This is a genomic window from Novipirellula rosea (assembly GCF_039541335.1).
In the GTDB taxonomy this organism is placed as follows: domain Bacteria; phylum Planctomycetota; class Planctomycetia; order Pirellulales; family Pirellulaceae; genus Novipirellula; species Novipirellula rosea.
The window spans coordinates 87,966-100,085 of sequence record NZ_BAABGA010000054.1; the positions used below are offsets into that span (position 1 = coordinate 87,966).

Here is a 12,120-nt window from a genome sequence, read left to right on the forward strand (position 1 = left end):
TCGATACTGGCGGGCCCGCGTGTCTGGTTTATTCCAGGCGAGTTCGTTTGGCCAGCCGCAGATCACCATTGGTAATCTCTTCGCCGCTCATCAGCGCGTGCAGTTTCATTTCGACCGTGCGTTCGCCTCCCTCTTCGAGTCCCGGAGGGCTGCCCCAGAACAGTCGCCGATTGTCAGTGGTTGTGATCTCGAGTTGCGGCACGACATTTTGTCGGGCGTCACCATGGACGCCGATCGCGCGGACTTTGGCTTGTTCACGCACCGGCGACAAAACGCCTGCCAAGCGAGCAGCCGCTTCGACTCGAACATCGCCAAACGGTCCGCCGACCACTCCGGTCGGATAGACGTCAGGGACTTCGATATGGATGTAGTCGAGCGTCTCGGATTGGGCGAACTCGGTGGTCGGCAGTAAAGTTCCGGTTCCATCGATCGGGAAAAAGTAGCTGCCTGAATCGGCTTGGTTGGGTTTAAAAACGTGTACCATCGCCACGGGGCGTCGGTATTCCAGATGCACATCGACTTTGCCACCAGGCAATTTGCGGACACTAATCACGCGATTGACCCACGGGTGGGTCGCAAAGGCCGAGGCAATTTTTGCCGTGGCTTGTACATCCAAAAGCGAGAGTTGGTCGAGCGCGGTATCGCGAAATACCGTCCCTGGAATGTCGGTGCGAATGTAGCCCGGAGGCTCGGTCACTTGGATGTTTTCGAGCTGCACGCCGTAGAACTTATTGGCCACGTGCTCGGCGCCCCAGCGATCCCATGCGACATAACCGCCTACGATCAGCAAGACGGGCCAGATAAACGAGAGCGACGCAGGAGCCACAATCAGCCGCCGGATCATATCGCGAATCGGGCGGGGGCGGTCTTCGCGATTCGATTTCATCGCCACCGTACTTGCCTCTTACAATCCATTGTTGATTCGTTGCGAAATGCATCGCGTTCGCTAGCAGGATGGCCAATCGAACGCTACAAAGCCAATCACAACGCGACTAGCTGATCTGCATCTCTACCAAATCTGCAGATTCAATTGCAAGTCGATCCCCGTTTGCAGCAACACTTGTTCACGTACTCGCTCGATCAAACGCAAGCATTGTTCGCTAGTGGCACCGGTGTGAGCAATCAGGTATTGCGGGTGGTTGGCATCAAGTGAAACATCTCCCTCACGCACCCCCGCGAGACCGCAGTTTTGAATCAGCGTGTTTGCTGGCATTCCATCGGGATCGACAAACGGCGTCGCAATCCGTCGCTGTTCACTCGGACGGTCCGCATTTCGGCTGATCCACAGCTTTTGCATCCGTTTGGTCAGTGCTGAAACGTCGCGTGGTTCGAGGGCGAAGGTGACTTTTAGGACACCGAGCCCGTTCAGAGCCGTTTTGCGGTGCGAAAAGCCCGCTTCGTGTTGATTCAATTCTCGCGTCGAGCCGTCGCTTTCGATCACGGTGATGCTTTCGACGACCGATCCAATATCACGGCCTCCGTTGGAAACGTTGCCGACAACGGCTCCACCCACCGAACCGGGAATGCCGACGAGATGTTCGAGTCCGCCCAATCCAGCCCCCACCGACTTGATGACCGCATGGGACAGTTTTGCCCCGGCGCCAGCGATTAGCCGATTGTCCTGGATTTCCAATTCGCTGGTGGCCGCTGCGGCGAGCGAGATAACCAGGCCGTCAAAGCCCGATTCGCGTACCAGCACGTTGCTACCGCCACCCAGGATACGGATCGCCAATCCGGCCTCGGTGGCTTCGCGGTAAACGCGTTGCAGTTCCGCTTCGTCGACCGGTTCAGCGAAAAAACGCGCGGGCCCACCGATTCCGAGCCATACCAATGGCGAAAGAGGCTCGTCGGTGCGAATCAGATGGTCCAAATCCTCAGAGAAGCTCATGCTTTGTGTCTGCCTTTCCAGTTTCATTTTGGGTCAATGAACACACAGAATAACCGATATCCCAAAAAAAAGCGTCAGCTGTGAAACAGGAGTCACAACTGACGCTTCCATTATTGTTTTCTATCGGTCAAACCTTGGTACCGGTTTAGTCCCGTCGGTCCAAGTTAGCCCTGGCGGTCCAAGATGGCTTTTCGAATCAGGCTGCGGACCGGTTGTTTGGGCTGAAAACCCATCAAGCGACGACGATTCCACTGACCCGATTCGGTCTTCGTAAACATAATGATCTGGGGCAACATGTTTTCGCCCTGGGTGAGTTGCTTGGCCAACTCGGGATCCCGATCTTTATCAATAACCGCGACACAAACTTCGTCCAATTCGCCTGTTTGTGCCATTTGTTTGATGGTCGAGTCTTTTAAGACGTGACATGCGGGGCACCACTCGGCGCCAACGACGACCATCAAAGGCTTGTTTTCTTCAATCGATTGCTTGTAAACCGAAGCGTAGTTCTGCTGCATCTGTTGTTCGCTTGTCACACTCGACAAGACCAAAGCTAAAAGCAACGAAACCATTCCAGACTCCCTAGGTTTTCGGGGTACATCAATGTGGGCGGCGGCACTCTGCCAACCGATCGAGCCTTCATCGCAATGAACGCTTGATCAAACTAATGAATTTGGAGACCACAAGGATGTTGAGACAAGATTCCTAACCGGAACGCCTTAGCGACTTCCATGACGGCAATCGTTTTTGCTGATCTTTCGTTGACTCGCCGCATTGCGAATCAAGAAGGTTCCGCGTTCGTGCGTTGAAAAAACGATTGTTTGCTAAGGAGGAGCTTTTTGAGGGGAGAATTGCAACCATCGATCGATGCCAATGAGTGCCATTCTTCCCGCTAAAAGCTTGCTCGCAATCACTCCTAATCCCCAAGTCTCGAGTGCTTGACGGTTAGGTGTTTTTGGCGAGTTGGGAGGATTCTATGGATGAGTCGGAGGGCCACAAGGGTCAACGTCCGCATTTTTTCGAAATGGACCTTGAACGAGATCCGCGTTTTTGATTTGTACAACTCTATATTTTGGTATGCTCAACGCTAAACTATTGTTCGCAAACGGTTTCGGGCGTGCCAAAAAGGTGTGCCAAGTTGCCGCACCCGGCTAATGGTGGGGGTGATGGAACGCTGGAAATTTTTCGGGAATACGGATTTTTAGTACGGTTTTTGGTTCGGATTGTCGCTTTTGCAGCCAACGTGTCTGCTTTGCAATCAATTCTTGTGGTCAACACGACTTTCGTTCGATTGGTTATGTATGAAGCTTCGCATCGGTTTGATCGGTTTAGGGGATGCATGGCAAACCCGTCATCGGCCTGCGTTGCAAATGCTGCAGGACCGATTTGATGTGCGTGCGATCTTCAGCACCGTGTCAAAATTGGCGGAAAACGCCGCCGCAGAGTTCCAAGCCGATCCCGTGGACGGTTACCAGACCCTCGTCTCACGCTGTGACATCGATGCGGTCCTCGTGCTCCAACGCAGCTGGCTCGGATGGTTGCCGATGTTGGCAGCATGTGACGCCGGCAAAGCGATCTATTGGGCGGGAGACCTCGATTTTGACCCTGTCGAAGCAAGCCGAATTCGCGATGTCATCGATCGCAGCGGCGTGGCGTTCATGACCGAGTTCCCGAAACGATTCGCCCCCGCCACGCTGCGGCTCAAAGAATTGATCGCCACCCATCTCGGCCCTCCACGACTCGTGTTTTGCCATCGCCGCGTCCAAGTCGATCCAGCGGCACCCAAACCCAACACGGTGGTGGCAAACCCCTTGCAGGAAGAGTTGATCGAGTTGATTGATTGGTGCCGCTATGTCGTCGGGCGGGAACCTCAAAGCGTCGTTTCGACGGGGCTCAGCCATACCTCGCCCGCCGATTACGAATGCATGAGTCTGCAGTTCGCCGGCGCCGATCCAAAGCCTCCCGTGACGGCTCAGATCAGTTGCGGCAGCTACATTCGATCGGCTTGGCACGAAGCGGTGAGTTTCCGGCCTCCGTCGGCGATGCAGATTTGCTGCGAGCGTGGTGTCGCATTTATCGATTTGCCATCGACGTTGGTGTGGTTTGACGATGCCGGCCGGCATCTCGAATCGCTTGAAACGGAATTGCCGGTGGGCCAGCAATTGTTAACCCAGTTCTATCGCAGCGTCACCAGTCTGGTGCGAAACATGAGCGATCTGGATGACGTGTATTGTGCTGGCAGTATCCTGGCGGCCGCCCGAGAGAGCTGTCGAAGCGGCCAGCGGATGGATTTGACGATGCGAATTTCTTAGAGCCGACAAGCACACAGCCGTATCCTGTTTCGAAGCGGTGCGGCGCAAACCCAGTGCCGCTTACCAGTTGATCCGGTGAGTGCAAAGTCGATGGCTTTGGGCGTCAGTCCAGGAATAACTGCAACTGCCTTAGCGAGGCATTCGTGGCGCGGTAAAGGCGACCGTGGCGACGCAGCCAATCGAGCTCATGGATCGAGTCGGCATTCCCGCCGATGCGAACAATCGTTTCATCCCCACCATCAATCGGTGCCACATTTCGATGGTTTCTGGGGTGCCAATTTCGATTGCGTCGCTGCGGCTAAACCCTTGCTCGCTGACCCGCACGGTCGGAGCGAGGTGCAACAACGCTTCGATCATCAAGTGGTCTCGGCAATCCTGCTCGCTCAATCCGTTGTCATCATAGATCCACAGATGAGATTGAAGCATTTGATCCAGAGCGTTCATTGCCGCCGATTCAGCCGACTCGGCAACAAGGATGGTTTCGATCGAGCCACATTGAACGTAGAACTTTGCCATTTGATTTTCTTCCGTGATAGCGTGGGAGGCGATGTTTTGAACACCGAACGTTTGGGTGACACGTCTATCATCGCGGGCGGCCGGACACGTCTGGTCAAAGCCATCACGAAAGCCAAAAGAAAATTTAAAAACGGCAAAAAGACAGCGTTTCAGCAGCGATCTCGTTGTTAGCTAGCCAGAAAATGCTCGTAGAGGGCAAACTGATTTCACTTCCCCTTCGGGGAGGTCACAGTCGGCGGTAGCCGGCTCTCCGGTGGGGTTCGTTGTGTTCGAAACGGAATGATCCGCGTCTAGTTCCCCGTGCTGAATTGATCGGGGCCTCCCGCGATCGGCATGTGTTCGTACTTGACGATTTTCCACTGATCATCGGAGCCTTTCTCGAATTGCAGCAGTAACCGACGTGGCACTCGCACATCGCGGATACCGCCTCGCTTACTACTGACATCGACTTTGACACTCATGTCGACATCGGCTTGCGGCGGATAGCTGCCCTCGATCATCACGATGCTGCGGATTCGATTCACTCGCGCGAGGCTGAAGATGTAATTGGGGAGTTCTTGTGCAGCTTGAGCCTTCGCCTGCGGATCGGCAATGTATTGTAGCGCCGCTTCGTGATCATTGGCTTCGACCGCAGCCGCCGCTTGGTAAATGATCGCTTCGATTTGTTCGCGATCGGTGACCATCATCGATGAAACGATCCAGACTGCCGGGACCAACAAAAGGAAGACAATCCCAAGAATCGCGGCAGCTCGCTTGCCTGTTTGAGTCCAACCGTAAAGCAACGCGCCCCCGATCAGGCCTACCATCAACGAAATTAGCAGCGGTTGTTCAGCAAGGACTTGCATCGTGAATCAGGCTCTTGGTGTTGAGGGGCTAAGCAGATAGGCAGGAAGCGTTGGGCGAAATCCTGTTCGCCAAAACGGCCCTCTACTGAAAGACTTCTGCTTCACTGCTTCGTAACAAAAAAAACTGCTTCGTAACAAAAAAAGGGCGGTGTTTTTTCAAACACCGCCCTTCGTGAAAGCGGGTGTCGCTTTCAGAGTACCATCGTTAGCGGAGGACCGCTAATCGTTTTAGGCTCGCTTGGGGAACAAAGGTCCGCCGTACTGAGCCGCGTCGCCAAGCATCTCTTCGATGCGGAGCAACTGGTTGTATTTCGCCATCCGGTCGCTACGGCTTGCCGAACCAGTCTTGATTTGTCCGGTCGACAGTGCAACCGCCAGATCGGCGATCGTCGAATCTTCGGTTTCACCGCTACGGTGACTTGTTACTGCGGTGTAACCGTTGCGATTAGCCAATTGGATCGCGTCGATCGTTTCGGTCAGCGTACCGATTTGGTTGACCTTGATCAGGATGCTGTTCGCGATGCCTTCGTTGATACCGCGTTGCAAACGCTCGACGTTGGTGACGAACAAGTCGTCGCCAACGAGTTGAACTTTGTCGCCCAGCTTCAGCGTCAACTTCTTCCACGTATCCCAGTCGTCTTCGTCACATCCGTCTTCGATGCTGCAGATTGGGTACTTGTTGCACCAATCGGCGAAGAAGTCGACCATTTCGTCGCCCGACAATTCTTTCTTGTCGATCGTGTACTTCTTGGTCGAGCTGTCGTAGAACTCGGTCGAAGCCGCGTCCAAGGCGATGAAGACTTGTTCGCCAGCCTTGTAGCCCGCTTTGTCGATCGCGGTCATGATCACGTCGAGTGCTTCTTGGTTGCTCTTCAAGTCGGGTGCAAAACCACCTTCGTCACCCACTGCGGTGCTGTAGCCTTTGTCGGATAACACTTTCTTGAGGTTGTGGAATACTTCGGTACCACAGCGAAGTGCGTCGCTGAATCGCTCGAAGCCAAGAGGCATGACCATGAATTCTTGGATATCGACACCGTTATCGGCGTGCTCGCCACCGTTGATGATGTTCATCATCGGCGCGGGCAACAGTCGTGCACCAGCACCCCCAAGGTAGCGGTAGAGCGGTTGGCCGGTCGACGAGGCAGCGGCGTGAGCCACAGCCAACGAAACGCCAAGGATCGCGTTGGCACCGAGTTTCTTCTTGTTCGGGGTGCCATCGAGTTCGAGCATGGTGGCGTCGACAGCCGCTTGATCGGTCGCGTCGAGCCCTTCGAGAGCTTCGCAGATCACGTTGTTGACGTTATCCACGGCGGTCTGGACGCCTTTGCCCATAAAGACCGATTTGTCGCCATCGCGAAGTTCCCATGCTTCGTGAGCACCGGTGCTCGCTCCGCTTGGAACCGCCGCACGACCGTGGGCGCCATCGCTGAGCAGGACTTCGCATTCCACCGTTGGGTTTCCGCGGCTATCAAGGATTTGGCGAGCGTGAATTGCTTCGATCAGAGTCATCAGAGGGCCTCGTAGATATTGCTAGAGAGAGATAGTTGCGAAAAGTTTTGTAAGTTGTTGGGTAAATGGGGGGCATGCGCCGCCAACTGCGTTGTGCAAACCGCCGGCATTTTGTCCAATGCGGCACGCTGTGGCTACCCGTCACTGATCTCCAAAAACGGAATCGACGACGGACTTCGACACGCCACCAGCATCCTTTATCTCAGCTTCCGAACTTTCCTTACCCTAAAAATCAACCGAAACGATGTTCACCGGACTTGTCGAAACGGTCGGCCGAATTGCGGAGATCCGAAACGAACCTCCCGGACGACGCTTCCAAATTGATGCCACCTCGATCTGCGAAGGTGTCCAAATCGGCGACAGTATCGCGATTAATGGTTGTTGCTTGACCGTTATCGAGATTGACGGCAACATCTTGGGCTTCGAAGCGGGGGCCGAAACCCTCTCTCGCACCAATTTGGGCCAGCTGCAGCAAGACAGTCCTGTCAATCTCGAGCGGTCGCTCGCGGTTGGCGATCGTTTGGGCGGACACTATGTGACCGGGCATGTCGACGCACTCGCCACGTTGAAAGAGCGTCGTGACGACCCGCCGTGGTCGAATTTATTTTTTTCGGTGCCCGAAAATCTTGCCTCGCAAATTGCTTCTAAAGGCAGCGTTGCGGTCGACGGGGTAAGCTTAACGGTGGTGGACGCGGGAAAGGATTTTTTCAGCGTCGCGTTGATCCCACATACCTTGGATCAAACGACTCTGGGAAAATTAGGGGTCGGAGACTGCGTGAATTTGGAAACCGATGTGCTGGCAAAATATGTCCAGCGTTCAATGGAGTCCTTGCGACCCGAATCTGCGAATGGATCAAGCGTTTCCAGTTAAACCGATTTCCGACTCACTCCAACAAAATAAGTAGCGTCAAGCTTGTCCCCGAATGTTGAATTTTCCGGGAAGCCCGCATTCCAAGCATGTTCGATTCTCGAACCCTAAAGATTGAAATCCCGTGAACCAGCCACGACAAACCGCATCGTATCTTTCCAAACGACTTGCCGCCGCCGGGCTGCAGCCCGTATCGCGATACGGCCAGAATTTTCTTATCGATCTGAACCTCGTTGATCTGATCGCCAACTCCGCAGAGATGCGCAAAGACGATGTCGTCTTGGAAGTGGGCACCGGTGTCGGTTCGCTGACGTCGCGATTGTCCGACGCCGCTGGCGCGGTGTTAACGATCGAAATCGATGAAAACTTGCATCGTTTGGCAAAAGAAGAATTGGGATGGCGACCGAATGTGCGGTTGTTGCATGGCGATGCACTGCACAACAAAAACACGCTTCGTCCTGACATGATGGTGCAGATTCGTGATGCGATGAGCCGCATTGGCGAGAATGCACGTTTCTTGTTGGTCGCTAACTTGCCGTACAATGTTGCCACTCCGATCATCAGCAACTTGATGCTCGAAACGCCTTCGCCCGATGTGGTCGTCGCGACGATCCAAAAGGAAGTCGGTGACCGGATTGTTGCCGAACCAGGCAGCAAGGATTACGGCGCGTTGAGCGTGTGGTTGCAATCGTTATGCAAATGCAGCATCGTGCGGGTGTTGTCGCCGAAAGTTTTCTGGCCACGACCCAATGTCGATTCGGCCATCATCCGTTTGGATGCGCAACCCGAGTGGCGAGAAAAGATTCCGGATCTGCGTTACTTTCACGAAACCGTTCGTGCTCTGTTCTTTCACCGACGCAAGTTCTTGCGCAGCGTTGTGGTTAGCGGCATGAAAGGGCGTTTGGATAAACGTCAAGTCGACGAAGTGCTCGGATCACTCGGCTATACCGAAACCGCACGCACCGAAGAATTGCCCGTCGCTGAGATCCAGCGTTTGGTCGAGGCATTGCGACAAGCCGAAATCAAAGCCCAAGAAATGTAGGCCGGATCAAGTCGCCCAAAGCGACGCAGATCCGGCAGATGCGAATGTGATGGTGAGTTCGTCGTCGCCGCGATTTCGGAATCCGTGTGATTTTGTGGAAAATGGTTGTAACGAATTCACGAAATTCGATCGATTTCACGTGCACTCAATCACCGCGTCCTTTACGCTGAATTGATTGCGGCAATGGTTGATTTCGGACCGCGGTAAAAATCATTCTTGCTAGGCATGCGAGCATGTCGAGGTACCAACGATTTTTCGTTCCTGGTGGCACTTACTTCTTCACCGTCGTCGCCTACCACCGACGCCCTATTTTGACGACCGCCTGCGGACGGCAGTTCTTGCGTGAAGCCATCCGCACCGTCCGTACAACGCATCCTTTCGAACTCTTTGCAACCGTGTTGTTAGCCGACCACTGGCACCTCGTCATGGAACTGCCGCCCGAGGATGCGGACTACTCTCTTCGACTGAGGAAAATTAAATCCGAGTTCACTGGATCTTGGCTTGCGGCCGGACTACCCGAAGCCGTCGTGACTCCATCACAAAGAAAACGAGGAGAACGTGGTATTTGGCAGCCACGATTTTGGGAGCACACCGTCCGCGACGAAGAGGATCTTGAGCGATGTGTCGACTACATCCACTGGAATCCGCGTAAGCACCAATGTGTCAACCGCATCTCTGACTATCAATGGTCGACATTCCACCGACTTGTTGCGGAAGGACAATATGAGATTGGTTGGGGTGGCACGCTCCCCACGTCGCTTAAAGACACCGAAGAAGATTGGGGCGAACCGTAATCGCAGTGTAGCAAGGAACGACGAAGGTGAATTCGTTGCCGCTGCGATGCCGGATCTTCGCTCCGCTGCGATCCGGCCTACTTTTCTACTTTACTCGCGACGACACCACCAAAGTGTCATCGGTCCACACGATATCGACGCCTGCTTGTTTGGCGATCTCTTGAACCAATTGACGCAGTGATGCGTTTTGCATGCTCATCGTGATCAATTGGCTACACGGCCCCTCTGCCGCCGGTTCGATTTGGCAGGCTCGGCCGGCTGCGGCGGCAAGTTTGCTCAGCACTTCATGAGCCGCAGTGTTCTGCAGCGTCAGTGTCAAGTTTGCCTTGTCCAAGCTAACGTTGGCGGCTTGTTTTGCCGCTTGGCTGGTTAAGAACGCCTCGATCCCAGCCCGATGAGCGGCGGCGGTTGCGGTGATCTCAATTTCCTTGCCCGTGTTCTTCAATTTGCTTTGCCGGTCGACGCCGCGAATCGCCGCGATCACGGATGTCCGGTTTGCGTCCAGCCGATAGGGAATTGCAAAGCGTTTCGTGGTCGCAGGCGGCGCGGTCGATTCTGACTCTGATCCTTGATGGCGGGGCGGATGATGGAATTGGGCGGTCACGAGTGTCGTCGCCACGTCCGCGGAAATCGCTTTCCATTTCGCCGCTGGCCATAGGTCATGAGGCAGCTCGGTCGCCGGCGGAGTCTTACCGTTGGCAGTGGCGATTCGAGCGATCGCTTCGCTAGGTGTCGTCGCCGCAGGCCACTGAACGTCAATTTTTGCCGACGCCGAGGATCCGGGGGCTGCCGAGAGCGACAGGATCGCTTCGCTTGTCCCGTCTACCCACTCGGGACGCCCGACCAGCAGAACGCCGGCGATGGGCATCGTCACACAGCCTCGAGACGCGGCCACTTGCTGAATTCCGGCAAATACGGTCGGACCAATTTGGCCTACTTTGACATCCGCCGATGGGTCGATGTGACGATCCAATACGATCGGGATTTCCACGCGATCGGCGAGTTCCGCTACCGCGCTGCGAAACGGTTTACCATCGACGATCGCTCGACTCGTCGCCGACAGTTTTGCGAAAAATGGGTTGGCTAGCGAAACCGATTCCAATTCGCTGGACGGATCCTGCCCCACAGCCAACGAGCAATGTGTAAAGGGTCCCCACAGAACCAGTGATGTTAAAATGGCGAAGATTTTCATGGTTGTGGAGATAGGTAAAAAAGGCACTGCCGATCCATGGTTGGGCCATTGGATAGGGGCGAGGGCGAGAGCTGGGATCAGGGCGGTGGTGAGGCCGCTGGGGCTGCGATCGAGGTGTTGCTGGTTGCCCGGAAGTCTCGATCGCGAGTGTCCGGCAGAAAACCAAATCAGTGTGATAAGTTGGCGTTTGGTTGGTTGCCGAGGACGTTGGTGGCAACTAGACTCGCACGAACTTAACAAAATTGTACGCGAAATCACGATGTTTCGCGATTCTATTGTGCGGAAGATCAGGGAGGGTTGACCGAGGAGTGGTCGACAGGTGATCGAGGTCACTGAGGCCGAGGTCCATGACGGGATCGCTTGCCGCTCCAAGTCGATTGCGTAACATGCACGCGACTGACATTCGTTATTTTCCTCATCCTGATGGACTTCCTTGTGACAACTCCCCTCGTGCGGACGACTCGATTGACGATCGCCTATCGGCGGTACCTGACGTCAGCCAATTCGCCTCAATTCGCTGCGGAGGTCGATGAGTACTATTCCGCTTCGACGTTAACCAGTTTGCTGCGTCGCAGTGACGTCGAGATGCGACGTGCATCGGCCCTTGCCCTGGGGATGCTAGGTGACCACAGCTCGATTGAATCGCTCGGCCAAGCATTGTCGGATCCTGATCGCGGCGTACGGCTGGCGGCGGATGATTCCTTCCGAGCTCTATTGGTGCGTGATGCCGCGCCGCGTCATCATCAACAACTGCTGCAAGTCATGCATCTGAATGACGGAGCCGAATACGCAGCGGCACTGGCACCGACGATGATCCTCGTCGATCAAGCACCACGCTACAGCGAAGCGTTTCACCAGTTGGCAATCTGTTGGCAAGGACTGGACAATTCACCGCAAGCCGAGACGGCGTTTCGAAGTTGTCTGTGGCATTGCCGCTATCACTACCCGGCGTGGCAAGGGTTGGCTCGCTGCCGAATGCTTGCTCGTGATTACGAAGGAGCAATCTCGGCGCTTCGCCGCTGTGTCGAAATTTGTCCCGACGTCGAAAATGCACGCGTGCAAATTCGGGTGTTGGAGCGGCGGTTGCGACAAACTGATGCCTGACCCGTTTTTCGGGTCGGTAACCGTATGTCATTAATCCACCGCGATTCAAATTG

At 54.9% G+C, this 12,120-nt stretch carries 12 protein-coding genes; 5 read left to right on the top strand and 7 right to left on the bottom strand.

Annotated elements, in window-relative coordinates:
- Positions 1 to 28: 28 nt before the first annotated feature.
- The 3 genes from ABD971_RS21335 to ABD971_RS21345 all read right to left on the bottom strand — a co-directional run bounded on the left by ABD971_RS21335 (position 29) and on the right by ABD971_RS21345 (position 2,457).
- Positions 29 to 886 carry a cell division protein FtsQ/DivIB gene (locus tag ABD971_RS21335; RefSeq protein ID WP_345325396.1) on the bottom strand — a complete coding sequence of 286 codons (858 nt, stop codon included), beginning with the start codon at positions 884 to 886 and terminating at the stop codon, positions 29 to 31.
- A gap of 123 nt (positions 887 to 1,009) precedes the next feature.
- Positions 1,010 to 1,888: a UDP-N-acetylmuramate dehydrogenase gene (locus ABD971_RS21340; protein ID WP_339937986.1), complete on the bottom strand. Its 879-nt coding sequence runs from the start codon at positions 1,886 to 1,888 to the stop codon at positions 1,010 to 1,012.
- 164 nt (positions 1,889 to 2,052) lie between these two features.
- A complete protein-coding gene (locus ABD971_RS21345; RefSeq protein WP_339937984.1) occupies positions 2,053 to 2,457 on the bottom strand; it encodes a thioredoxin family protein in 405 nt (134 codons plus the stop codon).
- 729 nt (positions 2,458 to 3,186) lie between these two features.
- On the opposite strand from ABD971_RS21345, the gene ABD971_RS21350 reads away from it, so the two are divergent.
- Positions 3,187 to 4,197, top strand: coding sequence for a Gfo/Idh/MocA family protein (locus tag ABD971_RS21350; RefSeq protein ID WP_339937982.1), 1,011 nt, complete (start codon positions 3,187 to 3,189; stop codon positions 4,195 to 4,197).
- 129 nt (positions 4,198 to 4,326) lie between these two features.
- Here ABD971_RS21350 and ABD971_RS21355 read toward each other — a convergent pair whose 3' ends face one another.
- The 3 genes from ABD971_RS21355 to eno all read right to left on the bottom strand — a co-directional run bounded on the left by ABD971_RS21355 (position 4,327) and on the right by eno (position 7,067).
- Positions 4,327 to 4,713: a hypothetical protein gene (locus ABD971_RS21355; RefSeq protein WP_345325399.1), complete on the bottom strand. Its 387-nt coding sequence runs from the start codon at positions 4,711 to 4,713 to the stop codon at positions 4,327 to 4,329.
- A gap of 290 nt (positions 4,714 to 5,003) precedes the next feature.
- On the bottom strand, positions 5,004 to 5,558 hold the full coding sequence (locus ABD971_RS21360; protein WP_339937978.1) for a hypothetical protein: 555 nt from the start codon (positions 5,556 to 5,558) through the stop codon (positions 5,004 to 5,006).
- Between the two features lie 228 nt (positions 5,559 to 5,786).
- On the bottom strand, positions 5,787 to 7,067 hold the full coding sequence (eno, locus tag ABD971_RS21365; RefSeq protein WP_339937976.1) for a phosphopyruvate hydratase: 1,281 nt from the start codon (positions 7,065 to 7,067) through the stop codon (positions 5,787 to 5,789).
- Positions 7,068 to 7,311: 244 nt separating this feature from the next.
- Between eno and ABD971_RS21370 the strand changes: the two genes are divergently transcribed.
- From ABD971_RS21370 to ABD971_RS21380, 3 genes are all read left to right on the top strand, one after another.
- Positions 7,312 to 7,938 carry a riboflavin synthase gene (locus ABD971_RS21370; RefSeq protein ID WP_339937974.1) on the top strand — a complete coding sequence of 209 codons (627 nt, stop codon included), beginning with the start codon at positions 7,312 to 7,314 and terminating at the stop codon, positions 7,936 to 7,938.
- Positions 7,939 to 8,059: 121 nt separating this feature from the next.
- Positions 8,060 to 8,977, top strand: coding sequence for a 16S rRNA (adenine(1518)-N(6)/adenine(1519)-N(6))-dimethyltransferase RsmA (rsmA, locus tag ABD971_RS21375; protein WP_339937972.1), 918 nt, complete (start codon positions 8,060 to 8,062; stop codon positions 8,975 to 8,977).
- Positions 8,978 to 9,210: 233 nt separating this feature from the next.
- On the top strand, positions 9,211 to 9,771 hold the full coding sequence (locus tag ABD971_RS21380; protein ID WP_345325403.1) for an REP-associated tyrosine transposase: 561 nt from the start codon (positions 9,211 to 9,213) through the stop codon (positions 9,769 to 9,771).
- 85 nt (positions 9,772 to 9,856) lie between these two features.
- Here the strand turns inward: ABD971_RS21380 and ABD971_RS21385 are convergent, their stop codons facing one another.
- On the bottom strand, positions 9,857 to 10,963 hold the full coding sequence (locus tag ABD971_RS21385) for a hypothetical protein (protein WP_345325405.1): 1,107 nt from the start codon (positions 10,961 to 10,963) through the stop codon (positions 9,857 to 9,859).
- Positions 10,964 to 11,398: 435 nt separating this feature from the next.
- Here ABD971_RS21385 and ABD971_RS21390 point away from each other — a divergent pair, with 435 nt between their 5' ends.
- A complete protein-coding gene (locus ABD971_RS21390) occupies positions 11,399 to 12,067 on the top strand; it encodes a HEAT repeat domain-containing protein (protein WP_339937966.1) in 669 nt (222 codons plus the stop codon).
- Positions 12,068 to 12,120 lie beyond the last annotated feature (53 nt).

Coding starts and splice junctions, on each gene's coding strand:
- ABD971_RS21385 (WP_345325405.1), bottom strand. CDS start 10,963: ATGAAAATCTTCGCCATTTTAACATCACTGGTTCTGTGGGGACCCTTT.
- eno (WP_339937976.1), bottom strand. CDS start 7,067: ATGACTCTGATCGAAGCAATTCACGCTCGCCAAATCCTTGATAGCCGC.
- ABD971_RS21335 (WP_345325396.1), bottom strand. CDS start 886: ATGAAATCGAATCGCGAAGACCGCCCCCGCCCGATTCGCGATATGATC.
- ABD971_RS21350 (WP_339937982.1), top strand. CDS start 3,187: ATGAAGCTTCGCATCGGTTTGATCGGTTTAGGGGATGCATGGCAAACC.
- ABD971_RS21370 (WP_339937974.1), top strand. CDS start 7,312: ATGTTCACCGGACTTGTCGAAACGGTCGGCCGAATTGCGGAGATCCGA.
- ABD971_RS21345 (WP_339937984.1), bottom strand. CDS start 2,457: ATGGTTTCGTTGCTTTTAGCTTTGGTCTTGTCGAGTGTGACAAGCGAA.
- ABD971_RS21340 (WP_339937986.1), bottom strand. CDS start 1,888: ATGAGCTTCTCTGAGGATTTGGACCATCTGATTCGCACCGACGAGCCT.
- ABD971_RS21360 (WP_339937978.1), bottom strand. CDS start 5,558: ATGCAAGTCCTTGCTGAACAACCGCTGCTAATTTCGTTGATGGTAGGC.
- ABD971_RS21355 (WP_345325399.1), bottom strand. CDS start 4,713: ATGGCAAAGTTCTACGTTCAATGTGGCTCGATCGAAACCATCCTTGTT.
- ABD971_RS21380 (WP_345325403.1), top strand. CDS start 9,211: ATGTCGAGGTACCAACGATTTTTCGTTCCTGGTGGCACTTACTTCTTC.